At 67.3% G+C, this 23,191-nt stretch carries 17 protein-coding genes and 1 tRNA gene; 9 read left to right on the top strand and 9 right to left on the bottom strand.

The genetic code is table 11. The features are described from left to right. The first annotated feature begins 133 nt into the window (after nt 1-133). Nucleotides 134-2,098: an autotransporter outer membrane beta-barrel domain-containing protein gene (locus OU996_RS09305; RefSeq protein ID WP_267585314.1), complete on the top strand. Its 1,965-nt coding sequence runs from the start codon at nt 134-136 to the stop codon at nt 2,096-2,098. 78 nt (nt 2,099-2,176) lie between these two features. Here the strand turns inward: OU996_RS09305 and OU996_RS09300 are convergent, their stop codons facing one another. Then, nucleotides 2,177-4,018: a M3 family oligoendopeptidase gene (locus tag OU996_RS09300; protein WP_420712728.1), complete on the bottom strand. Its 1,842-nt coding sequence runs from the start codon at nt 4,016-4,018 to the stop codon at nt 2,177-2,179. 205 nt (nt 4,019-4,223) lie between these two features. Between OU996_RS09300 and OU996_RS09295 the strand changes: the two genes are divergently transcribed. Then, a complete protein-coding gene (locus tag OU996_RS09295) occupies nt 4,224-4,958 on the top strand; it encodes a histidine phosphatase family protein (protein WP_267585313.1) in 735 nt (244 codons plus the stop codon). Nucleotides 4,959-5,000: 42 nt separating this feature from the next. Here OU996_RS09295 and OU996_RS09290 read toward each other — a convergent pair whose 3' ends face one another. Continuing rightward, nucleotides 5,001-5,276, bottom strand: coding sequence for a hypothetical protein (locus OU996_RS09290; RefSeq protein ID WP_267585312.1), 276 nt, complete (start codon nt 5,274-5,276; stop codon nt 5,001-5,003). Nucleotides 5,277-5,440: 164 nt separating this feature from the next. Between OU996_RS09290 and OU996_RS09285 the strand changes: the two genes are divergently transcribed. After that, entirely contained in the window at nt 5,441-5,698 is a 258-nt protein-coding gene (locus tag OU996_RS09285; protein ID WP_267585311.1) for a hypothetical protein, read from the top strand. A 7-nt stretch (nt 5,699-5,705) separates the two neighbouring features. Here OU996_RS09285 and OU996_RS09280 read toward each other — a convergent pair whose 3' ends face one another. The 3 genes from OU996_RS09280 to cpdR form a co-directional block, all read right to left on the bottom strand. Next, entirely contained in the window at nt 5,706-6,797 is a 1,092-nt protein-coding gene (locus OU996_RS09280; RefSeq protein WP_267585310.1) for a rhamnan synthesis F family protein, read from the bottom strand. A gap of 89 nt (nt 6,798-6,886) precedes the next feature. After that, nucleotides 6,887-6,961 (bottom strand) — tRNA-Val (locus OU996_RS09275). 139 nt (nt 6,962-7,100) lie between these two features. Beyond that, on the bottom strand, nt 7,101-7,460 hold the full coding sequence (cpdR, locus tag OU996_RS09270; RefSeq protein WP_267585309.1) for a cell cycle two-component system response regulator CpdR: 360 nt from the start codon (nt 7,458-7,460) through the stop codon (nt 7,101-7,103). A gap of 376 nt (nt 7,461-7,836) precedes the next feature. Between cpdR and OU996_RS09265 the strand changes: the two genes are divergently transcribed. Next, nucleotides 7,837-8,724, top strand: coding sequence for an N-formylglutamate amidohydrolase (locus OU996_RS09265; protein WP_267585308.1), 888 nt, complete (start codon nt 7,837-7,839; stop codon nt 8,722-8,724). A gap of 1,520 nt (nt 8,725-10,244) precedes the next feature. Beyond that, nucleotides 10,245-11,030 (top strand): histidinol-phosphatase, encoded by a 786-nt coding sequence (hisN, locus tag OU996_RS09260; protein WP_267585307.1) that lies wholly within the window; start codon nt 10,245-10,247, stop codon nt 11,028-11,030. 29 nt (nt 11,031-11,059) lie between these two features. Here the strand turns inward: hisN and OU996_RS09255 are convergent, their stop codons facing one another. After that, nucleotides 11,060-12,001 (bottom strand): alpha/beta fold hydrolase, encoded by a 942-nt coding sequence (locus OU996_RS09255; RefSeq protein ID WP_267585306.1) that lies wholly within the window; start codon nt 11,999-12,001, stop codon nt 11,060-11,062. A gap of 146 nt (nt 12,002-12,147) precedes the next feature. Further along, nucleotides 12,148-12,477, bottom strand: a complete 330-nt coding sequence (locus OU996_RS09250; protein WP_267585305.1) for a hypothetical protein — start codon at nt 12,475-12,477, stop codon at nt 12,148-12,150. Between the two features lie 261 nt (nt 12,478-12,738). Between OU996_RS09250 and OU996_RS09245 the strand changes: the two genes are divergently transcribed. After that, nucleotides 12,739-13,239 (top strand): Hsp20 family protein, encoded by a 501-nt coding sequence (locus OU996_RS09245; RefSeq protein ID WP_267585304.1) that lies wholly within the window; start codon nt 12,739-12,741, stop codon nt 13,237-13,239. Nucleotides 13,240-13,329: 90 nt separating this feature from the next. On the opposite strand, the gene OU996_RS09240 is transcribed toward OU996_RS09245, so the two are convergent. Continuing rightward, entirely contained in the window at nt 13,330-14,268 is a 939-nt protein-coding gene (locus OU996_RS09240; RefSeq protein ID WP_267585303.1) for a hypothetical protein, read from the bottom strand. A 508-nt stretch (nt 14,269-14,776) separates the two neighbouring features. On the opposite strand from OU996_RS09240, the gene gltB reads away from it, so the two are divergent. The 3 genes from gltB (at nt 14,777) to OU996_RS09225 (ending at nt 21,582) form a co-directional block, all read left to right on the top strand. Next, the gene (gene gltB / locus OU996_RS09235) at nt 14,777-19,507 is read left to right on the top strand and encodes a glutamate synthase large subunit (RefSeq protein ID WP_267585302.1); all 4,731 of its coding nucleotides are present in this window, start codon (nt 14,777-14,779) and stop codon (nt 19,505-19,507) included. Nucleotides 19,508-19,678: 171 nt separating this feature from the next. After that, complete coding sequence (locus OU996_RS09230) at nt 19,679-21,103, top strand: glutamate synthase subunit beta (RefSeq protein WP_267585301.1); 1,425 nt, start codon at nt 19,679-19,681, stop codon at nt 21,101-21,103. Between the two features lie 11 nt (nt 21,104-21,114). Further along, nucleotides 21,115-21,582, top strand: a complete 468-nt coding sequence (locus OU996_RS09225; protein WP_267585300.1) for a bleomycin resistance protein — start codon at nt 21,115-21,117, stop codon at nt 21,580-21,582. Between the two features lie 64 nt (nt 21,583-21,646). On the opposite strand, the gene OU996_RS09220 is transcribed toward OU996_RS09225, so the two are convergent. After that, nucleotides 21,647-23,134, bottom strand: coding sequence for a DUF459 domain-containing protein (locus tag OU996_RS09220; RefSeq protein ID WP_267585299.1), 1,488 nt, complete (start codon nt 23,132-23,134; stop codon nt 21,647-21,649). Between the last annotated feature and the right edge of the window lie 57 nt (nt 23,135-23,191).

Genomic DNA, 23,191 nt, shown 5'->3' with positions numbered 1-23,191 from the left:
CAAGATGAGGCTACATATTCCAGTTACGTCCAAAAATCGTCATTGATGAGACCCACGCGCCTGTAGTCAATTGCCGGATGAGGCACGGTGGAATCGGGTGCGCACGGGTAGGATCGACAGGAGCGGGGGCTTCATGGTCAGGCGAATGAAGGCGGGTGTCGTGGCGCTGATCGCTGGCGCGAGCCTGAGCGGGGGCGCCTCAGCGCAATCGGTCTGGGATCCGGTGCTCAGCAACTCGAACTGGTACGTGACCGTGCCGCAGATGCTGGCCTATGCCGCGCCGCCGGACAATTTCGCCAACCCGCTGCCCATCGGTGACCAGACCTTGTGGGCGATCGGCACGTCGACAAATGGCGTGTTTACCGGCACCAGCACCGGCACGCTGGCCATCGGCCCGATTATCAGCGTCTCCACCCTCGGCATTAACGGTCAGGTGTCGCCGAACGGCGAGGTGCTGATGGTGTTCACCCCCAGCTCGGGACCAACCACCATCGGCCTTGGCGTGATGCAGCAGGTGGGCGGCATTACCACCATGGAAATGCAGATGATCACCGGAACGGACCTTCTGGTGACTCACTGGGCCTATATGACGCCCTATGATCCCGCCACCTTCACGCCACCGGAGGCGCAGGTGGTGCCGAGCAATCTCTCGCCCAACTGGGCGTGGACCGCGGGCACGCCCTGGCGGATCGTCAGCCCGGAAGCCTTTGGCACCAGCGCGCCCGGCACCTTCATCATCACCGGTTACAAGAGCGGCTATTTCTGGGGCATCGGCCTCAGGCCCGATGGCTCGCAGTTCAGCCTGCTCGGCTCGATCACGCCGCAGGGCCGCGTGCTGTTCAACATCACCGATGCCAGCAGCCAGCTGCTCACCCTCTATGGCGGTGTCGAGGGTGACCCTTCAACTGCCGAGATGCTGCTCGGCACCTATGATTCCTCCGGCGTGTTCACCGGCGACATCACCTTCACGCAGGTTGTGCAGCCCTATCAGGAAACCGCGCAGGCGACGGGGACCGTCTCCGCGCTAGGTGCCGCCGAAGTGCTCTACGCGGTGGCCGGCACGGCGGACGGGTTGATCGGGGAGATGGCCCCGGTGACCAGCGCGCTGAACAACCTGTCGGGGAGCGCGCTGTCCGGGGCGCTGAGCCAGACCGTGCCGGTGCTCTCCGGCGCGGCGGCGCAGGCCACCGCCAACACCCAGCGCATGATCGGGCAGGTGGTGGCCGACCGGCTCGCCGATGTCGACGCCGCACCCGACAGCCAGGTCTGGGTGCAGCCGCTCGGCGGCGCCGGCCGCCAGAACGCGGTGGACGGCGTGCCCGGCTACACGATGAGCGGCGGCGGTTTTGCCACCGGCGCCGACCGCGTCTTCGGCTCGGCGACGCGCCTCGGGGCACTGTTCGCCTTCGCCTCGACCTCGCTGGAGGCGAGCACCGACACCGACACGGCGAGCCTCGCGGAAGGCTCCGCCGACCTTCAGTCCTATGTGTTCGGGCTCTATGGCGCGCATGAGCTGAGCCCTGGCTTCAACCTCACCTTCGCCGCCAATGCCGGGGTGGTGGACACCTCGACCAGCCGCAGCATCGCTTTCATGGGGAGCGTCGCGGAGGCGAGCTATCAGAGCCTCGTGCTCGGGCTCGGGGCCGGGCTGCACAAGGCCTATGCGGTCTCCGACGGGCTGACGCTGACGCCCGGCGTGCGGCTGGATTACATGACCGTGAGTTCCGGCAGCTATGACGAGAGCGGTGCGGGGCCGCTCGACCTCTCCGTTGATTCCGACGCCTATCAGGAGCTGATCCTCAGCGCCGAACTGGCGCTGCGCTACCGGCTGACGGACAGCCTCGACCTTACCGCGCGCGGCTCGGCCGGCTACAACACGCTGGACACGGCGAGCGCCGTGACGGCGAGCTTCGCCGGCGGTGGCGATCCCTTCGTCACCACCGGCCCGAACGTGTCGCGCTGGCTGTTCACCGGCGGCGTCGGCCTTGCCTCACCGGTAACGGAGAACTTCAGCCTCGGGGTCAATTACGACATGCAGGCCAGCCCCTCCGGCTATCTCAACCAGATCGGCTCGGTCCGGCTGAAGGTCCGGCTTTAAGCGTCTTCCGCAGGGTGGATCCCCGGGTCACGCCCGGGGATGAGGCGGCAGGAGAGCCGAAGGACGCGCGTCCCCGGTTCAGTCTTCCATCGCTTCCAGCTCGCCGATCATCCGCTCGATCAGCGTCAGGCCGGTCTGCCAGAAGGCCGGGTCGCGCGCGTCGAGGCCGAAGGGCTTGAGCAGTTCCGAATGATGCTTGGTGCCACCGGCCGCCAGCATGGAAAGGTAACGCTCGGCAAAGCCGTCCGTCGCGTTCTCATAGACCGCGTAGAGCGAGTTCACCAGGCAGTCGCCGAACGCATAGGCGTAGACATAGAACGGCGAATGAATGAAGTGGCCGATATAGACCCAGTAATTCTCGTAGCCGGGGCCGAGATGGATGGCATCGCCCAGGCTCTCGCTCTGCACGTCCATCCAGATCTCGCTGATGCGATCGGCGGTCAGCTCGCCATTCTTGCGCTCGGTGTGGATGCGGCGCTCGAAGGTGTAGAAGGCGATCTGCCGCACCACGGTGTTGATCATATCCTCCACCTTCGAGGCCAGCATCGCCTTGCGGGCGCGGGCATCGGGGGCGGCGGCGAGCAGGCGCTGGAAGGTCAGCATCTCGCCGAACACCGAAGCGGTCTCGGCCAGCGTCAGCGGGGTCGGCGCCATCAGCGCGCCATTCGGGGCGGCGAGCACCTGATGCACGCCATGGCCGAGCTCATGGGCGAGCGTCATCACGTCGCGCGGCTTGCCGAGATAGTTCACGAGCACATAGGGATGCGCCGAGGGCACGGTGGGGTGCGCGAAGGCGCCGGTCGCCTTGCCCGGCCGCACGCCGGCGTCAATCCAGCGCTTGTCGAAGAAGGTACGGGCAATGTCCGCCATGCGCGGGGAGAAGGTGGAATAAGCGCCGAGCACGGTGTCGCGGGCCTCGTCCCAGGCGATGGTGCGGGTCTCGACCTTCGGCAGCGGGGCGTTGCGGTCCCAGTATTCCAGCTTGTCCTTGCCGAACCACTTGGCCTTCAGCCGATAATAGCGGTGGGCGAGCTTGGGGTAGGCGGCGTGGACGGAGGAGACCAGCGCGTCCACGACTTCACGCTCGACGCGGTTGGCGAGGTGGCGGGAGTCGGCAATGTCCTCGAAGCCGCGCCAGCGGTCGGAGATTTCCTTGTCCTTAGCCAGCGTGTTGGTGACAAGGGTGAACAGCCGCACATTCTCGCGGAACACCTTGGCGAGCGCGTTCGCGCCATCGCGGCGCTTTTCCTCATCCGTTTCGGCGAGGAAGTTCAGCGTCTGCTCGAGCGGCAGGATCTCGCCACGCACCTCGAAGCGCAGGCCGGCGATGGTCTCGTCGAACAGCCGGTTCCAGGCGCTGCGGCTGGAGACACCCTTCTCATGGAAGAGCTGCTCGATGCGATCGTCGAGCTGGTAGGGCTTTTCCGCCCGCACATCCTCGATCCACGGGCGGTACTTGCCGAAGGCCGGCGCGTCGAGCGCGGCTTCCATCTTGGTGTCGTCGAGCCGGTTCAGCTCCAGCGTGAAGAACAGCAGATGGGTGGACGCGTTGGTGAGCTTCTCCTGCACGTCGCCATAGAACTTGGCGCGGACGGGATCGGTGGTGTCGCCGGAATAGATCAGGCCGGCATAGGAATAGAGCCGGCCGAGCAGATCCTCGATCGCCTCGTAGCGGACGACGACCAGCGCCATCTGCTCGCCCGCATCCGCGCCGTCGAGAATGGCGGCGAGCTTGCCCTTATAGGCCTCCTCGAAGGCCGAGCAGTCGGCATCAGCGCGTTCGAGATCGGCTTTCAGCTCGGGCGAGTCCATGCCGGGATAGAGGTCGCTGAGATCCCATTGCGGCAGCGCGCCAAGCGCGGCGGAGGCGACGGGCATGTCGGGCGAACGGGGCACGAGGCCAAAGGCGGACGGCAGCATGGTCACTCCAGGCGAGGCGCAAGTTGCGGGGCGCAACGTTGCTCGGCACAACATTGGCGGGGAAAAAATCCTGTCGGCACAGATATCGTGCCTCGTCACGCGCTATCAATCCACCCCACGCCCATGCGTTCCCGCTTCACATGCTTGCGGGCGCTGGCAGGCAGCGGCATTTTGGCACCGTTGTCGGGCGTGAGCGGGGATCAAGATGAGCGGCGCATGGATGAAGACGGGGCTGGCAGCCCTTGCGGCGCTCGCCCTGAATGTGGCCGCCCCACCCGCCGAAGCCGCGCCCAAGCGCATCGTCATTGTGCGTCACGGCGAGAAGCTCTCACCCGCCAGCCTGTGCGGTCTCGGCAAGGAGCGAGCGCAGGCGCTGGCGACGCAGTATCTCTCGCCCACCGATCCGATGAGCCTGATCGCCAAGGATCCGCCCGCGGCCATCCTCGCCATCACCCTGCACACGCTGGAAACCGCGCGCCCGACCGCCAAGGCCTGGGGCATGGAGATCGCCACCAACAAGCTGATGCTGATGCCGATCCAGAACAACCGGCACGACAATGCGCTGATCAACGCGCAGAACCGCAAGGTGGTGACCGACCTCATGGAGAACCCGCGCTGGCACGGCACGACAGTGGTGATGGTGTGGGAGCATTTCCACATCGCCAGCGAGGCGTTGGAACAGGAATTCGCCGGCGAGCAGGTGACGCTGCGCCAGTTGCTCAAGCTCGACCAGGTCAAGGGTGTGCCCGGCGGGGTGCCCAAGACCTGGCCCAACAGCAACTATAATTTCTTCTGGATACTCGACTATGACAGTCCGACCGCGACCATACCGGCGCGGTTTCACACGGTGCGGCAATATTTCAAGCCGCCTTACGCCAATCTGCCATCAAACGACTGGGGAGCGCCCGAGGGCAGGCCTGCCGATTCCGGCTGCACCTGATCCCCGGACACTCCCCGGATCGTCATGGTCGGGCGTCGTGTGTCAGTCGAAGGTGCGCTTGATCTGCTGACCGGGAGAGTTCTTGCTCTTGTAGAGCGGGGCGAAGAACGGCTCGTAGAACGGGCGGTGGGCGTTCTGGCGCACCTGCTGGCGGCGCACGCGCTCACGTTCGCGCACATCGCGCTGCTCATAGCTGCCGATAGCCGGCAGCGGCTTGGTCGTCGTGGTGGTGGCATGGGCCGGCGTGCTGACCGGAACCATCAAGGCCGCCGCAAGCGCGGCGGCACCCGCGGTGATGGCGATAGTCTTCGAGTTCATGACTGCCTCCCGTTGAAGTGGAATTGCAGTATCAACGAAGTTCTCGCCAAATAGTTTCATCGCAGCGCCTCTCATCGACCTCCCCCCGATGCTGGCTGGAACGGGCACGCCCGCCGCGCATTAGCCCCGAACAGGGTTCGCTCAAGCCAACCGGGAGATTTTCGATGACGAAAGCCGATACCGCCTCCGCGCTGTTTCCCCCGCTCACGCTGCGCGATGGCAACACGCTGGTGGAAATCGCCTCGCTCGACGAGGCGCTGCTCTTCGCCGAGACGCATCCGCTTCACGAGGGCGACTATGAGGGCATGATCCGCCGGCTGCAGAGCGCGCACGAGACGGCGGACCGCATCGAGGCCAGCAACGCCTTCAAATGGTGGGCAGAATCGAACACCATTCTCGTCGAGGCACGCCTGCCGAAATAACTGAGGCTCACAACGGGCCGGCCGGCTCGCTGTCCTCCGGGCGGGCGGCGGCGATCTCCGCCTGAATCACTGGGTCGAGCCGCTCCAGCAGCCCGAAGCGCACCAGCTCCGCATGTTGGGCCTCGATGCGCTTCTTGAGGAAGGCCAGCCGCATGTCCATCAGCAGCACCGGATGGGCGTGGACGGTGGAGGCGAAAAGCTCGTGATTCGCCACGCCCGGGGCGAGGTCGTCGCGTAGCGCGCGGGCCGAAGCGCCCGCCGCGAGTCGCGGCGCGATGGCGTTGTAGTCCTTGGGCGCGACGCCGCTCTGATGGGTGAAGATCGCCCGCAGCGTCGCCTCGTCCTCGATCCGCGCGAGGCTGTCGGCAAGTTCGCTCCAATGGGTGAGCGCGCTCACCTTGAAGCCGCGCTGCTTGAAGTGGCGCGAGACAAAGCGCTCGAAGCGATGGACGACCAGATATTTGTCGTCGACCAGCGGCATCTCCCGCCAGTAGCGGGCGAAGTCGGGGTGGGCGATCAGCCGGCCGGAGAAGCGGAAGAAATAGGACTGGATGTATTCATGCTCCGGCGAGGGCTTGCCGGCATTACCCATGAGCAGCCCGACCACATCCGCTTCATTCGCACGCAGGCGGGCCATCGCGTCGCTGTCGCGGGTGAGCGGAAACCAGATGCTGTCATTGAGCACATAAAGCGCGTCGAGCTTTCCGCCGCGCTCCAGCAGCGTCATCACCCCCTCGCGGTAGCCGCCGAAATCATAGCCGACATTGGGCCGCTCGATGACGAGATGGCTCCGCGCCGCTAGGCGCGCGCGATCCGCCAGCGTGAGCCTCGTGTTCGACACCACGACGGCGGAGACGCCTTGGTCGGCGAGATAATCCAGCGTCAGGAAGGTCGACGCGATGAGCCCGGCGGGCTGGTAGATCAGCAGCACCGCCATTTCCGGCCGCGCGGGTTGCGCGCCCTCGGTCACGGTGAGGCGGGAGGTGCGCTGGCGGTCGTAGAGCCAGCGGCGCAGGCGCCCGCGAAAATACCACGGCAGCGCATTGGCCTTGCGGCCCAGCCGGATCGCCTCGCGCTTCAGTTTCCAGAGGGGAATCATGCCCGCGCCACCAAGGAAAACACGTCCTGCCCTGTGAGGGACGCCCGGGCGGGCCTTATGTCATCGAGCAGATGAGGTTTTTTACGGAATGGTGGGCGCGACAGGGATTGAACCTGTGACCCCCTCGATGTCAACGAGGTGCTCTCCCGCTGAGCTACGCGCCCATTCCGTGGTCTCTTGCGAGCGGGGCTTCCCTATATCCATTCGCCCCGGCCTGTGCAAGCGGTCCTGCAAACGGTCGTGGCGGGGATGTGGATAGTTCCCCGCAAGACCGGCCAAACGGCCGACCTCAGGCCGGCAGCATCACGCCGCCAGCATCTTGCCGACCTCGTTGACGAGATCGCGCAGATGGAAGGGCTTGGACAGCACCTTCGCATCCTTCGGCGCCTTGCTGTCGGCATTGAGCGCGACGGCGGCGAAGCCGGTGATGAACATCACCTTGATGTCCGGGTCGAGCTCGGTCGCGCGGCGCGCCAGCTCGATTCCGTCCATCTCCGGCATGACGATGTCGGTCAGCAGCAGCTCGAACGGCTCCTCGCGCAGCCGGTCATAGGCCGAGCGGCCATTATCGAAGGAGGCAACGTCGTAACCGGCGTTCTCCAGCGCCTTCACCAGAAAGCGACGCATATCGTTGTCGTCTTCGGCGAGAAGGATCTTCAGCATCCCTTGCACCCTGTTCACTCGCGGCGGATGCGCAGGAGCGTTCTCCCGCACGGCCACCCGGCATCCTGTTGCCTCATCGGTACTCCCTCTGCTCTTAGCACATCGTGAATCGCCGGGGGATGCGGGGCGTATCCACAGGCCCGCGGCACGCACGCGCCCTCCCCCCAGCCCCGCGCAGGCCAGAGCGGTCACATCGCTGGGCTGTGCACGACTCGCAGGCTCGTGTTCACGCGCGGCCCGCGCGGGCGCGTTCCTCGTTCCGCACCGGGAACGCTCATGTTAGAGAAGCATTGTTGCACGCTGGAGGCGCTGGGGCCTCGCCGCCATCACCGCGAGGCGCGGCACGGCGACAGACGGGGTTGAGCTGGTCCTTGAGATGATGGCTGTCATTGCCGAAACCATCGATCCCGCCTTTGAGGTCGTTATGCCGGCCCAGCCGGCCCTGCCGTTCCTGTTCAATTCGCCCCATAGCGGCATCGTCTATCCGCGCGCCTTCGTCGAGCAGTCGCGGCTCGATCTGCCGCTGCTGCGCCGCTCGGAGGACACGCTGGTCGACGCGCTGTTCGCCGACGTCACGCAGCTCGGCATGGCGTTCATGCGGGCACATTTCCCGCGCTGCTATCTCGACGTGAACCGCGAGCCCTATGAGCTCGACCCCCGTATGTTCGAGGGGCGCCTGCCGGCCTATGCCAATACACGCTCCATGCGCGTTTCCGGCGGGCTCGGCACCATCGCCCGAATCGTCGGCGAGGCGCAGGAGATCTATGCCCGGCGCATCCCGATCGACGACGCGATCGCCCGCATCGACACGCTCTACAAGCCCTATCACCGCACGCTGCGCCAGATCATGACGCAGTTGCAGCGCAGCTTCGGCATGGCGGTGCTGGTGGACTGCCATTCCATGCCGTCGGGCTGCCAGCGCGAGGACCATTCCCGCATCGACATGGTGATCGGTGATCGCTACGGCACGAGCTGCGCGCCGGTAATCGCCGAGGTGCTGGAGAATGAGCTGCGCCGGCGGGGCTATTCGGTGGTGCGCAACAAGCCCTATGCGGGTGGCTTCATCACCGAGCATTACGGCAACCCGGCCTCGGGCGTTCACGCGGTGCAGATCGAGATCAACCGCGCGCTCTATATGCATGAGCCCACTTATCGGGCATCCGATGCCTTCGAAACTGTCCGTACCGACCTTATCGGGGTAGCGGCAGCCCTGGGTAAAATCGCCCAGGTGGAACTCACGGCAAGCCGAGCCGCGGCGGAATAAGCCCATTTTTCAATGACTTGCGCCGAAAACTACAAAAATGTGATCGCACCATGCAAAAGGCCGCATAACAGCCTTGCATTTTGGACATGAGAGCTATACGAATTCTGCACGCTCGGATCCGGGCAGTTCATCCCTCACCCAAAAAGGGTCGAGACCGCGACAAGCGGCCGGGAGAGAACGCCCTGAAAACCAGCCACCCGGACAGGGTGTCGGGAACGCCAAGCGGATGTGACGAAGATCGGCAGCAGCCGGCGCGACCCATCCGACCCGACACAAAAGAAAGAGGCCGCCCACGCGAAGCGAGAGCGGCCCAAGTCTAGGGAGGAAACGCCCAAGGAGGGCAGTACGGAGCGACGCCAATCGCTGCGTACGAGTTGGAAGATGTAGGTGCATTGCGGAATAATCAAGGCACCCACCGCCACTTTCTGGCATACCAGATACGCAAACCTCGCCGTGTGACATAATTGCCGCGATAAGGGCCCGCCCGGCGACCGCTACATCTTCATAAAGGCTCGCTTCCCGCCTCGCCCACCGCGAGACGCCCGATGCGGGCCTTGCTTGTTTTGGGGCCAGTGCCACCAGAAGACGCTGAGTCGCGTCATCCCCCAGAGCGCCCCTTCCCACTCGCAATAACGGCGAGCCCACCTTTGGCGCTTGCACGGGTTTAGCCCCACGCAGCGGCGTCGATCCGCGCGCAGGGCGCTGCGCCTACCCTCATGCGACCAGTAACGCGCCGGCCCAGCGCCACCGCGCTCGATGAAGGGCAAATGAGGTGCGCGCCTCCGGCGAGCGAGCGACAGCAGCTGAGCTTTTTGGGGTGCTGAAAAGAAAGAGGCCGCTCGCGCGAAAGCGGAGCGGCCCAAGTCTAGGGAGGAAACGCCCAAGAAGGGCGGCCGGGGCGCGACGCCAATCACGCCCGGGCACTGAGGTTGATATACCGGTGCATCGCACAAATAGCAAGGCTCAAACGAAAGAAACGAAACCCACCTCACCAGAGCGTGAGCGCGAATGACGCCAAACGCGCCCCGTGCGCGCATCGCCGCCGACGACCAACTCAGCGTTGGCGTCGGGAGCCGCGTGGCGGCACGCGGCATCGCACGCACGATTGCTGCTCGCCGGCCCCTTGATCGGGCGGAAGGATAATATTCAACGATTTCAATGGGCTATAAAAAGAAAGGGGCCGCTCACGTTGCCGGAGCGGCCCAAGTCTAGGGAGGAAACGCCCAAGGAGGGCGGCGGTAGGGCAACGCCAATCGCCTTACCGCGCTGCAATAATATGGCAGCTTCACTGCCTGAGCGCAACGGATAGGCATGCCCATTCCTTCATCTTGTCGGAATGGCAGCCATGCGCTGAGCGCGCAGCAGGTGAGGCGCGCACCTCAGCGTGCCACGCGCATCATCCGAGCGACCCCTGCCACACCCCCATGCCCCCCCCGCCCGGCCGATTGCCGAGCCGGGCGCGGCCCGATATGCGTTGCGGGAAAGCGCCGGGCGGCCGGCGGGCAGCGGGAGCGGGGCGCATGGGCGCGGTGGATTTCGAGACTTTCGTGCACGAACTGGCGACCGTCTCCGGCCAGGCCATCCTGCCCTTCTTCCGCACCGCCATCGGCGTCGAGGACAAGAACAGCGGCGGTGCCTTCGATCCGGTCACCGCGGCCGATCGCGCCGCCGAGCAGGCGATGCGCACGCTGATCCGTCGCCATTTCCCCAGCCATGGCGTGCGCGGCGAGGAATTCCCCGATGAGGGTCTCGACGCGGAATATGTCTGGGTGCTCGACCCGATCGACGGCACCAAGTCCTTCATCACCGGCCTGCCCGCCTGGGGCACGCTGATCGGCCTGTGCCGCGAGGATGAGCCGGCCTACGGCATGATGCACCAGCCCTTCATCGGCGAGCGCTTCTATGGCGACGGCGCCACGGCGCGCTATCGCGGCCCGGCCGGGGAGCGGCGCCTGCACGTGCGCGCGTGCGCGGCGCTGGAGGACGCGATCCTGCTCACCACCTCGCCGCTGCTGATGGAGGAGGCCGACCGCGCCCGCTACCGCGCGGTGGAAGAGCGTGCCCGCCTGCCGCGCTATGGCGGCGACTGCTACGCCTATTGCATGCTGGCGGCCGGCCATGTCGATCTCGTCATCGAGACCAACCTGAAGGCCTTCGACATCCTGCCGCTGGTGCCGGTCATTCGCGGCGCGGGCGGCATTGTCACGAGCTGGGAAGGCACCAGCGACCTGTCGAGCGGCCGGGTGATCGCGGCTGGCGACCCGCGCACCCACGAAGCCGCGCTGAAGGTGCTCCAGCAGGGCTGAGTGCGGCGTCCCGCCTGCGCGGAAAAGATCTAGCGGGCGCTGCCCGGAATGAAGGCGTCGAAGGCGGCGAGCAGCGGCTCACGGAACGCGTCGCGCTCCTGCAGCAATTCGTGCCGCGCACCGGGGATGACCAGGCTCGCCCCGGCGATCAGCCGCGTGCCGAAGCGCTCGATGGCCGGCGTCGAGACGATCTGGTCGTCGCCCGCCGCCACCATCAGCAGCGGCTGGCGGATCGCCCGCGCGGTCTGCGGCTCGGCGAAGCGGTCCATCAGGTCGAAGGCGGCCGTGACCCAGCCAATGGTCGGCGGGCCGACATCGAGCTGCGGCTGCTCCATGGTGATGGTGAGATTGCGGGCGAAACGCGCCGGGTCCGAGGTCAGCCGGTTGCCGTCGAAATGGAACTCATTGAGCCGCACCCGGCGCCCACGCGGCACATAGGCGCGCGAAAAGCCGATGCCGGTGAGCACGCGCGCCAGCCGCCGCGCCGCGACATCGTGCTTGACCAGCGACAGTTCCAGCATCGGCGCGACGAGGAACATGCGGTCGAAGATGCGCTCGCCCGCACGCGCGGAGTCGAGAAGGATCGCCGCACCCATGGAATGCGCCAGCGCGAAGAAGGGCGCGGGGCAAGAGGGGATGACCACCTCGCGCATGAAGGCTTCGAGGTCGTACTGGTAGTCAGCGAAATCCTCGACGTGCCCCTTCATCGGGTTGCGCAGCAGGCGCTGCGAGCCGCCCTGCCCGCGCCAGTCCATCGCGGCGACGGTGAAGCCGCGCTTCAACAGGTCGCGCACCGTCTCGAAATACTTCTCGATCTTTTCCGTGCGCCCGGCGAACAGGCACACCGTGCCATGGGCGGGCCCCTCCGGATCCCAGCGGGCGAAGCGCAGCGACACGCCGTCCGCCGTGGCGACCTGTCCGGTCTGCGCGCCCGCGGGCACGGGGTTGTCCTTGGTGCTGAACAGCGTCATCAGGCGGGCATCTTGCACGAGGGAGACCGGAAGGCGAGAGCAGGCGGACGCACACGTCGCGCGCGTTGGGGAGCGCTTATAACGAAGCCATGTGACGGAACAAACCGACCGCAGGACCGGGCACTAAAGTCACGCAGATCACCAGTTCAATAACGCTTGTCCCCGAAGCCGATGACCTTCATGCCGTTGATCGCCCCCGACATGGCATCGACGATGAGCTGCACCCGCTCGCCGCGCGGTCCGTTCGCCTCCATGAGCAGCGTCGGCCCGCGCCGGCGAATGACGGAGATGTTGGTGAAGCCGCGCGCCGCCAGCATCCGCGTTGCCGCCTCGTCATCCACCTCGCCCCCGCGCGCCGGCGGGGCGTTGTAGGGATCGAACGGGCCGGGCGGCGGGCCATAGGGGCCGGGCGGCGGGTAGCCCTGGGCGAGCGCGCTTCCCCCGCTCGCGGCGGCGAGCAGGACCACAAGCACCATCCGCGCGGATAATCGCCTGCGCACGCGCATCCTCTCTCGACCGGGGCCTTCGCTCCCCTAGACCAGCCGCCGTGAACCGGGGCGGAGCACCCCGTTCATCCACCGTTCATCTTCGGCCGCCGACCCGCGCGCCCCCTCTTGCGCCGGCCAAAGGCCTTCCTATCTCGAAGATGTACCGGCCCGATGGCGGTACGCAAACCGGGTCCGGCTCAGGAGAGCGGACCTATCAATCGCATGTCGCTTGAATGTGAGGATATGCCTATGCGTACGTTTGATTTCACCCCCCTGCAGCGCTCGACCGTGGGCTTTGATCGCCTGTTCTCCCTGCTCGACCAGATGGGCACGGTGGACAGCACGACGACCTACCCGCCCTATAATATCGAGCGCACCGGCGAAAACGCCTACCGCATCACCGTGGCGGTCGCCGGCTTCACCGAGCAGGATCTCGACATCGAGGTGAAGGAAAATACCCTTGCCATCCGCGGCGACCGCAAGGTCGAGAGCGCGGGCAAGGGTGTGGCGACCTCGGGCGAGGTGCTCTATCAGGGCATCGCCGCGCGCGCCTTCGAGCGCCGCTTCCAGCTCGCCGATCACGTCGAGGTGCGGGGCGCGAGCCTCGCCAATGGCCTGCTCCATGTCGACCTCGTGCGGGAAATCCCCGAGGCGATGAAGCCGCGCCGCATCCCGATCGCCGCCGGAAGCGCGACCCCGCGCGTGCTTGAGGCGAAGGTGAGCGACCCCGCCGACGCCAAGGCGGCGTGAAGCTCCCGCTTCGAAGAGCGCGGCTCGACCGCGCTCTTTTCCGATAAGTCGGCGCCCCGGGAGACCGGGGCGCTTTGTTTTTGAGAGGGATCAGGGCGCCTGAGCCGGCGTCGTTCCCCCGCCATCGCGGGCGATGACCGAGGCGGTGCCGGCGGAGCCATCAGGCGCGCCCGTGCCGACGCCCGTGCCCACCCCTGCCGCCGCGCCGGATGGCGCGGTGCCGGGCGGCACGGCGACGCCGGGAATGACCCGGATCGGACCATTGGCGACGGCGGGAGCCTGAGCGGGCGCCGGAGCTGCGGCGGCCGGCGGATTGGCCGACATGGTCGCGGCGGGCGGAGAGGACGGCGGATTATAGGCGCCGGGGCCGGTATCGACCTCGTCCACCGAATCGTCCGTATCCGGCCCCTGCGGCACGGCGGACGGCGCCATGGGCCCCTGCCCGGCCGGCGGGACGGCGGCGAATTCCGGCTGGCGCGTGGGCGGCAGCGGCGGCTGGGCCGGAAGCGCGAGGGGTTGCGCGACTTGCGGCGCGACCTGACGCCCGACCACGCCGCCCATGCCGCTCGGCACATTCAGCGCGGCCGGCGGCGGGTTCCAGCCGCCATTGCCGGGCGGCGGCGCGCCATAGCCCCTGGCGCTGGTATCCGGCCCGATCGGAATCATGGAGATGATGCGTCCGCTCATGGCGTCGATGCGCACGCGCTGGCGCATGCCGCGCGGATCGGTGGCATCGACCGCGTAGATGTTGCTGCCCGCCCGCACGCGCCCGACATTGCTCATGCCCATGGAGCGCAGCATCGGCTCCACATCCTGCGGTGGCAGGGCGACGGGCGGCGCGTTGTAGTCGGCGGGGCCGGGCTGGTTGTAGGCGTTGAGGTCCAGATCGATATAGGGCTGCACATAAGGCCGGCCGTAAGGCCGATCATAGGACTGCGCCGCCGCCGGGGCGGCGGTGACGAGGAGAGCGGCGGCCGCGAGCAGGTGCCGCGAGCGGTGCCGGGCGACACGGGCCGGAAGGGCGGGCATGGAAGCCTCCGAAGGGATCGTTCCGAAGCGGCATAACAGCGCGCGAATACGGCAAGGGCAGGACCAAGCCACCCATGCCGCCGGTCAGCGCACGCCCCACCAGCCTGCCATGGCGAGGCTTGCGCGAGGCTCGCAGGCGCCACGCCCAGCCGAAACCGGCGGATCAGTGGCACCCGATCACGGGCAAGAGCATTGCGCCGGGAATCACGTCGCCTTACCGTTCCTTTCGTCGGACGGGGGCTGCTCCGCAACAAGTCGCAAAAATCGCCGGGATCGGCTATGTCACAGCGCTTGTGCGCGGGCGGCAATTCTGGCATCTTCGCGATTGATAGGGAAGCCATGCTGTCCTATAATGGGATGAGGTCGCCGCTCGGCTGCGCAGGATGCGACGCGGGGCGGGCCGAAACGCGCGTCATTTGAGAACGGCGAGCATCTTCGCGGGGGGAGCGCCCCGCGGGAACGGAAAGTATCCGGCACGCCGAAGCACGACCCGAAGGGAGATACGGGGATGAGTGAGGAACTTGGCGGCGTCGCCGCGCGCATGGTCAGCGAGGCATCGGTTCGTCCGGCCGCGACGGATCGCGCCGCTGCGAAAGCCATTTCCCACATCGACCCGGGCCTTCCGGTCGCGCAGGGTCTCTATGACCCGCGCAACGAGAAGGATTCCTGTGGCGTCGGCTTCATCGCCGACATCAAGGGCCGCAAGTCGCACGAGATCGTGCAGGACGGCCTGCGCATCCTCCTGAACCTTGAACATCGCGGCGCGGTGGGCGCGGACCCGCGCGCCGGCGACGGCGCGGGCATGCTGGTGCAGATCCCGCATCGCTTCTTCGCCAAGGAAGCGGCGAAGCTCGGCTTCGGCCTGCCGGAGCCCGGCCTGTACGCCGTCGGCCATGTCTTCCTGCCGCAGGATGTGGAAGGCCAGCAGATCGTCCGCGAGACCTTCGAGCGCGTGGTCGCCGAAGAAGGCCAGGTGCTGCTCGGCTGGCGCGATGTGCCGACCGACAACAGCTCGCTCGGCCACACCGTTCTGCCGACCGAGCCCAAGCACATCCAGGTCTTCATTGGCCGGGGCGATCAGACCCAGAGCGAGGACGAGTTCGAGCGCCGGCTGTTCATCCTGCGCAAGGTCGTCTCCAACGCGGTCTATGACGCCAAGGACCCGCGCACGTCCGGCTATTACGTCGTGTCGCTGTCCTGCCGCACCATTGTCTACAAGGGCATGTTCAACGCCGACCAGCTCGGCGCCTATTATGCCGACCTGCACGACCCGATGTTCGAGAGCGCCGTCGCCCTCGTGCATCAGCGCTTCTCGACCAACACCTTCCCGGCCTGGTCGTTGGCCCATCCCTACCGGATGGTCGCTCATAACGGCGAGATCAACACGCTGCGCGGCAACGTGAACTGGATGGCGGCCCGTCAGGCTTCCGTCGACAGCGAGCTGTTCGGCAACGACATCTCCAAGCTGTGGCCGATCTCCTATGAGGGCCAGTCGGACACCGCCTGTTTCGACAACGCGCTCGAATTCCTCATTCAGGGCGGCTACGAGCTGCCGCATGCGGCGATGATGCTGGTGCCCGAGGCGTGGGCCGGCAACCCGCTGATGAATGAGGAACGCCGCGCCTTCTACGAGTACCACGCGGCCATGATGGAGCCGTGGGACGGGCCGGCCGCAATCGTCGCCACCGACGGGCGCCAGATCGTCGCCACGCTCGACCGCAACGGCCTGCGCCCGGCGCGCTATCTCGTCACCCGCGACGACAAGATCGTGCTGGCGTCGGAAATGGGCGTGCTCACCTTCCCCGAGGACCAGATTGTCACCAAGTGGCGCCTGCAGCCGGGGCGGATGCTGCTCGTCGACCTGGAGGAAGGCCGCCTCGTGCCGGACGAGGAGGTGAAGACCACCCTCGCCAAGGCGCATCCCTACAAGGAGTGGCTGAAGCGCACCCAGCTCGTGCTGGAGGAGCTGCGCTCCGTGGAAGCGCGCGAGGTGCGCACCGACGTGTCGCTGCTCGATCGCCAGCAGGCCTTCGGCTACACGCAGGAAGATCTCAAGCTGCTGATGGCGCCGATGGCGACCACCGGGCAGGAGGCGGTCGGCTCCATGGGCACCGACACGCCCATCTCGCCGCTGTCCAAGCGCTCCAAGTCGCTCTTCACCTATTTCAAGCAGAACTTCGCGCAGGTCACCAACCCGCCGATCGACCCGATCCGCGAGGAGCTGGTGATGAGCCTCGTCTCCTTCATCGGGCCGCGGCCGAACATCTTCGACCTTGAAGGCAATTCGCGCCGCAAGCGGCTCGAAGTGCGCCAGCCCATCCTGACCAATGGGGATCTGGAGAAGATCCGCTCCATCGGCTTCATGGAGGAGCGGTTCGACACCCGCACGCTCGACATCACCTACCCGTCCGACAAGGGCGCGGCGGGCATGGAGGACGCGGTCGAGCGTCTGTGCGAGCGCGCCGAGGCGGCGGTGCATGGCGGCTATAACATCATCATCCTGTCCGACCGTCTGGTCGGGCCGGACCGGATCCCGATTCCCGCGCTGCTGGCGACCGCGAGCGTGCATCACCACCTGATCCGCAAGGGGCTGCGCACCTCGGTAGGCCTCGTCGTGGAGACGGGTGAGGCGCGCGAAGTGCATCACTTCGCCTGTCTGGCCGGCTACGGCGCCGAGGCGATCAACCCCTATCTCGCCTTCGAGACGATGATCGACATGCGCGTCGACATCCCCGAGGAGGTGGACGAGTACGAGATCGTCAAGCGCTACATCAAGTCGATCGACAAGGGACTGCTCAAGGTCATGTCCAAGATGGGCATCTCGACCTACCAGTCCTATTGCGGCGCGCAGATCTTCGATGCGGTCGGTCTCTCCACCGAGGTGATCGCCAAGTATTTCTCCGGCACCGCCTCCTCGATCGGCGGCATCGGCCTCGCCGAGATCGCCGAGGAGACCGCGATGCGCCACCGCGACGCCTTTGGCGACGCGCCGGTGTACCGCACCACGCTCGATGTCGGCGGCGACTACGCCTTCCGCCTGCGCGGCGAAGAGCATGCCTGGGACCCGGAGACGGTCGCGGTGCTGCAGCACGCCGTGCGCGGCAATGCGCAGGACAAGTACCGCCACTTCGCCCAGTTGGTGAACGAGGCCGGCGCCAAGACGCTGAACGTGCGCTCGCTGTTCCGCATCCGCGAGGCGGGCGAGCTCGGCCGCGCGCCAATCCCGCTCGAGGAAGTCGAGCCGGCGGTCGACATCGTCAAGCGCTTCGTCACCGGCGCCATGTCCTTCGGCTCGATCTCGCGCGAGGCACACACCACGCTCGCCATCGCCATGAACCGGATCGGCGGCAAGTCGAACACCGGCGAGGGCGGCGAGGAAGCGACGCGCTTCAAGCCGCTGGCCAATGGCGACTCCATGCGCTCGGCGATCAAGCAGGTGGCCTCCGGCCGCTTCGGCGTGACGGCGGACTATCTCGTCAATGCCGACATGATCCAGATCAAGATGGCGCAGGGTGCCAAGCCCGGCGAAGGCGGCCAGCTGCCCGGCCACAAGGTCGATGCGGTGATCGCCAAGGTGCGCCACTCGACCCCCGGCGTCGGCCTCATCTCGCCGCCGCCGCACCACGACATCTACTCGATCGAGGATCTGGCGCAGCTCATCTACGACCTGAAGAACGTCAACCCGGAAGCCGACATCTCGGTGAAGCTGGTCTCCGAGGTCGGTGTGGGCACGGTCGCGGCCGGCGTCGCCAAGGCGCGTGCCGACCACATCACCATCTCCGGCTTCGAGGGTGGCACGGGCGCTTCGCCGCTCACCGCCATCAAGCATGCCGGCAGCCCGTGGGAAATGGGCCTCGCCGAGGCGCATCAGACGCTGGTGCTGAACAATCTGCGCGGGCGCATCGCCCTGCAGGTCGACGGCGGCCTGCGCACCGGGCGCGACGTGGTGATCGGCGCGCTGCTCGGCGCGGATGACTTCGCCTTCTCCACCGCCCCGCTCATCGCGGCCGGCTGCATCATGATGCGCAAGTGCCACCTGAACACCTGCCCGGTGGGCGTGGCGACGCAGGATCCGGTCCTGCGCAAGCGCTTCAAGGGCACGCCGGAGCACGTGATCAACTACTTCTTCTTCGTTGCCGAGGAAGTGCGGGAGATCATGGCCTCGATGGGCATCGCCAGCTTCAATGAGCTGATCGGCCGCTCCGACTGGCTCGACCAGCGCGAGGCGATCGAGCACTGGAAGGCCAAGGGTCTCGACTTCAGCCGCGTCTTCGCCAAGCCGAATGTCGGCCCCGAGGTGGCGATCCGCCACACCGAGCGGCAGAACCACCCGATCCAGCACGTGCTGGACCGCACCCTCATCCACCAGGCGATGCCGGCGCTGGAGAGCGGGGAGAAGGTGGTGATCCACAGCCAGATCAAGAGCATCAACCGCTCCGTCGGCGCGATGCTCTCGGGCGAGGTGGCCAAGCGCTATGGCGACACCGGCCTGCCGGACGACACGATCGACATCCATCTGACCGGCACCGCCGGCCAGGCCTTCGGCGCCTTCCTCGCCACCGGCGTTTCGATGACGCTGGTCGGCGAAGCCAACGATTATGTCGGCAAGGGCCTGTCGGGCGGGCGCATCGTGGTGCGTCCGGCGGACAATACCGGCATCGTGCCGGAGAACTCGATCATCGTCGGCAACACCGTGCTCTACGGCGCGACCTCCGGCGAGGTCTACTTCCACGGCGTCGCCGGCGAACGCTTCGCCGTGCGCAATTCGGGCGCCATCGCGGTGGTCGAGGGCACGGGCGACCATGGGTGCGAGTACATGACCGGCGGCGTGGTCGTCGTCATCGGCCAGACCGGGCGCAATTTCGCGGCCGGCATGTCCGGCGGCGTGGCCTATGTGCTGGACGAGGACGGCAGCTTCAAGAACCGCTGCAACCTCTCCATGGTCGATCTCGAGCCGGTCGAGGAAGAGGAAGACCTGCTGGAACGCCTGCACCACCATGGTGGCGACCTGGAATTCAAGGGCCGCATCGACATCATGGCGGATATGGGCCATCACGACGAAGAGCGCCTCCACCAGCTCATCGCCAAGCACCTGCACTACACGGGCTCGCAGCGGGCGCAGACCATTCTCGACAACTGGACCGAATACCGCTCCAAGTTCGTCAAGGTCATGCCGGTCGAGTACCAGCGGGCGCTGCGCGAGATGGAGAAAGCGCGCGGCCTGCAGGCGGCCGAATAGCCGCCTGCCCCCTCCCGCGGGAGCGGCAGGGAAGGCCCCGATAACGGGCCACGACCGTCGTCGTGGCGCGGCCGTGTGCCGCGCCGTCATTTTCCAACTGGCATGATTGATGTATCTGCACCGGGGGCTGGAAAGCCTCCAAGGTGGCGGTGCTCCGCGAAAGAGGGCGCAATGGGTAAGGTTACGGGCTTTCTCGAGATCGATCGGCGCGAGGCGAAGTATCAGCCGGCGTCCGACCGCATTCGCCATTTCCGCGAGTTCACCCTGCCGCTGCCGGATGCGGAAGTCGCCAACCAGGCCTCGCGCTGCATGGATTGCGGCGTGCCGTTCTGCCATGGGCCGAATGGCTGCCCGGTGCACAACCAGATCCCGGACTGGAACGACCTCGTCTATAACGGGAACTGGGAGGAGGCCGCGCGCAACCTCCACTCGACCAACAATTTCCCGGAGTTCACCGGCCGCATCTGCCCCGCGCCCTGCGAGGAAGCCTGTACGCTGAACCTGGAAGACGTGCCCGTCACCATCAAGACGGTCGAGCAGGCCATCGCCGACAAGGCGTGGAAGGCCGGCTGGGTAAAGCCCGAGCCGCCCTCGACCCGGACCGGAAAGACCGTCGCCATCGTCGGCTCCGGCCCGGCCGGTCTTGCCGCCGCCCAGCAGCTCGCCCGCACCGGCCATGATGTCCATGTGTTCGAGCGCGAGCCCAAGGCCGGCGGCCTGCTGCGGTACGGCATCCCGGACTTCAAGATGGAGAAGCACTACATCGACCGCCGCGTGGCGCAGATGGAGGCTGAGGGCGTCACCTTCCATTACGGGGTGAATGTCGGCGTCACCAAGCCGCTCGACGAGTTGCTCGCGCAGTATGATGCGGTGCTGATGTGCGGCGGCTCGGAATCCCCGCGCAATCCCGGCCTCCCCGGCCAGGAGCTGGAAGGCGTGCATTACGCCATGCCCTATCTGGTGCAGCAGAACCGCCGCATCGGCCGCGAGGATGTGAGCCGCGAGACCCCGATCCTCGCCGCCGGCAAGCATGTCGTGGTCATCGGCGGTGGTGACACGGCGTCGGATTGCGTCGGCACCTCCTTCCGCCAGGGCGCGCTTTCCGTTCACCAGCTCGACATCCGCGCGGTGCCCCCGCTGAAGGAAGACAAGCTGGCGGTGTGGCCGTACTGGCCGACCAAGTTCCGCACCTCCACCAGCCAGGCCGAGGGCGCCGACCGCGAATTCGCCGCCGCGACCTTGTCCATTGAGGGCAAGAAGGGCCACGTCACCGCGGTGAAGTGCGCCCGCGTCGATGCCAAGCGCCAGCCCATTCCCGGCACCGAGTTCCTCATCAAGGCGGACCTCGTCTTCATCGCGCTCGGCTTCGCGCACCCGATGCGCGAGGGGATGCTGGAGCAGTCCGGCCTCGGTCTCGACAAGCGCGGCAATGTCGCGGCGACCGAGCTCGACTACGCGACCAGCGTGCCGAAGCTGTTCGCCGCCGGCGACATGCGGCGCGGCCAGTCGCTGGTCGTCTGGGCGATCCGCGAAGGCCGGCAGGCCGCCGCCTCCATCGACACCTTCCTGATGGGCGCGACGGTTCTGCCGCGCTGAGGACGACGCTTATGTCGGGCGAGCCGAGCGAGGCACCTTCCTCCCTCCCGCCCGACTTCGTATGGGCGCCCCTCGTCCCCGAGCTGCTGGTGACGGACATCGCCGCCAGCCTCGCCTTCTGGTGCGGCCTCTGCGGCTTCGCCATCGCCTATGCGCGCGAGGAGGACCGCTTCGCCTATCTCCAGCGCGAGGGCGCCCAGCTCATGCTGGAGGAGATCGGCGAGGGCCGGCACTGGATCACCGGTCCGCTTGAGCGCCCGTTCGGTCGGGGCCTCAATATCCAGATCGCGGCAAGCGCCGTCGCGCCGATCCTCGGCGCGCTCAAGGCTGCCGGCTGGCCGCTCTATATGGACGTCGAGGATAAATGGTACCGGGCCGGGACGATGGAAACCGGCGTGCGCCAGTTCCTTGTGCAGGATCCGGACGGCTATCTCCTGCGCTTCTCCGAAGGTCTCGGCCTGCGGCCCGGCAAGGGCTGATCCGCCGCACGGACGGCGCGATCCCGGCTCGGCCTTCGGCCGTCCGGGATGACGGTCAAGCGTGCTAGGGCGCACCCGTTCCCACCCCCGCCCCGCTCGCCGGCGTGCCGGCGGGGGTCGCCGCCGACGGCAGCGGGCCGGCGGGCAACGCCCCGGCCGGGGCGGCAGGCACCAGCGGGTCGGCGGTCGCGGCGGGCTGGCCGGCGGGCCAGCGGAAATCATCGGTCCGGCCAATGACGACGGGAAGCGGCGCCCCGGTCAGCAGCGCCTTGGCGGGCTCCGGCTCCTCCGGGCGCGCGGAGAGCGGCAGCGACGCCGGCGTGGCGGCGGGGAGTATCGTGCCCGGCGCGCCGGCGAGGGTGCGCGCGCCGGCGGAAGCTCCGCCGGTCAGCAGGATGATAGAGGGCCGCATCTCGGCCGGGTTCGCCGCGGCGGCCGCGGCAGCGGGATCGAGCGGCTGCGCCAGCAGCGCATCGAGGTGGCGGTCGACGAAGAAGGCGAGCTTGCGTCCGCCGGCGCGGGTGAAGCCGACGCCATCGGCGCTGCGCAGGCGCCGGCGCTGGCCGTCGACGTCGGGACCGGAGATCATGAACTTGCCGTCCTCATCGACAAAGCCGTCGGTGACATCGGCATAGACGAGCCCGGCGCGCTCCACCCGCTCCTTGAGCAGGGCATTGAGCTCGACATTGCGCTGGTTCGCCGCCGCATCCTCGACCGGCGGCAGGCCAACCACGACGACAGGCCGTCCGGCGAGTTTCAGGCCGAGCAGGAAATCATCAACGCGCCGGCCATAAAGACCGCGCCAACGCTCGTCAAACAACTCGGCGCGCCCCGTCGGATCCTCGATGGGCGTAAGGTCGTTCAGGCCCGCGAGCACCACCACGACATTGGGCTGCTCGGTCGCGGTGAGCTGGCGGCCATTGGCGATCCAGTCATAGGGGCTGGCGGGGCCGAGACCGGAACCGGGCTGCGTCTTGGCGGCAACCGCGACCGTCTCGCGATCCGCCGCGAAACCGTCGGCAAGGCCCTGCGCCAGCGGCGTCGCCAGCTCGTCGCCGAGCACCAGCACCACTTCCTTGATTTTGTCGGAATCCGCCCGCGCCGCGGCCACTGTCTCGAACACGGTGCCGCGCGGCTCGGCGGGCTGGGCGATGACGGGGGGCGCGGCCACCGGCGGCGGCACATAGTCGTTCGGCCGGCCCGGCATCATGCGGCGCGGCTGATCGGAACGGAACAGGTTGAACAGCGGGGCGAAGGGCGACCAGGTCTGGCGCTGCGGCTCCGGCACCTGACGGCGCTGGGCCTGCGGCGCGACGCCCTGCTGCCGGCGCTGCGGCACCTGCCGCTGTTGCTGCTGAGGCGGCGCCTGCCGATACTGCTGGGGCGGCGCCTGCCGTGAGGGCGCGCCGACATTGCCCGGCGGGCGGAACCAGTCGCTCTGCGCCAGCGCCGGCCCCGTGCCGAGAAGCGGAAGCGCCAGGCCGCCGGCCGCCAGCGTGAGGGCGAGCGGCAGCGCCGTCAGTATCCCAGCGAAGCGGCGTGCGCCCATCATGTGACCTTCCGCCGGCACGTTACGCGCGAGACACCGGATGGGCGCCGCGCCAAAAAC

This window comes from Ancylobacter sp. SL191, from assembly GCF_026625645.1.
Classification (GTDB): domain Bacteria; phylum Pseudomonadota; class Alphaproteobacteria; order Rhizobiales; family Xanthobacteraceae; genus Ancylobacter.
The sequence above is the reverse complement of the archived record's forward strand: the minus strand, read 5'-3'. Positions and strand labels throughout refer to the sequence as shown.

Coding starts and splice junctions, on each gene's coding strand:
- OU996_RS09305 (WP_267585314.1), top strand. CDS start 134: ATGGTCAGGCGAATGAAGGCGGGTGTCGTGGCGCTGATCGCTGGCGCG.
- OU996_RS09300 (WP_420712728.1), bottom strand. CDS start 4,018: ATGCTGCCGTCCGCCTTTGGCCTCGTGCCCCGTTCGCCCGACATGCCC.
- OU996_RS09295 (WP_267585313.1), top strand. CDS start 4,224: ATGAGCGGCGCATGGATGAAGACGGGGCTGGCAGCCCTTGCGGCGCTC.
- OU996_RS09290 (WP_267585312.1), bottom strand. CDS start 5,276: ATGAACTCGAAGACTATCGCCATCACCGCGGGTGCCGCCGCGCTTGCG.
- OU996_RS09285 (WP_267585311.1), top strand. CDS start 5,441: ATGACGAAAGCCGATACCGCCTCCGCGCTGTTTCCCCCGCTCACGCTG.
- OU996_RS09280 (WP_267585310.1), bottom strand. CDS start 6,797: ATGATTCCCCTCTGGAAACTGAAGCGCGAGGCGATCCGGCTGGGCCGC.
- cpdR (WP_267585309.1), bottom strand. CDS start 7,460: ATGCTGAAGATCCTTCTCGCCGAAGACGACAACGATATGCGTCGCTTT.
- OU996_RS09265 (WP_267585308.1), top strand. CDS start 7,837: ATGATGGCTGTCATTGCCGAAACCATCGATCCCGCCTTTGAGGTCGTT.
- hisN (WP_267585307.1), top strand. CDS start 10,245: ATGGGCGCGGTGGATTTCGAGACTTTCGTGCACGAACTGGCGACCGTC.
- OU996_RS09255 (WP_267585306.1), bottom strand. CDS start 12,001: ATGACGCTGTTCAGCACCAAGGACAACCCCGTGCCCGCGGGCGCGCAG.
- OU996_RS09250 (WP_267585305.1), bottom strand. CDS start 12,477: ATGGTGCTTGTGGTCCTGCTCGCCGCCGCGAGCGGGGGAAGCGCGCTC.
- OU996_RS09245 (WP_267585304.1), top strand. CDS start 12,739: ATGCGTACGTTTGATTTCACCCCCCTGCAGCGCTCGACCGTGGGCTTT.
- OU996_RS09240 (WP_267585303.1), bottom strand. CDS start 14,268: ATGCCCGCCCTTCCGGCCCGTGTCGCCCGGCACCGCTCGCGGCACCTG.
- gltB (WP_267585302.1), top strand. CDS start 14,777: ATGAGTGAGGAACTTGGCGGCGTCGCCGCGCGCATGGTCAGCGAGGCA.
- OU996_RS09230 (WP_267585301.1), top strand. CDS start 19,679: ATGGGTAAGGTTACGGGCTTTCTCGAGATCGATCGGCGCGAGGCGAAG.
- OU996_RS09225 (WP_267585300.1), top strand. CDS start 21,115: ATGTCGGGCGAGCCGAGCGAGGCACCTTCCTCCCTCCCGCCCGACTTC.
- OU996_RS09220 (WP_267585299.1), bottom strand. CDS start 23,134: ATGATGGGCGCACGCCGCTTCGCTGGGATACTGACGGCGCTGCCGCTC.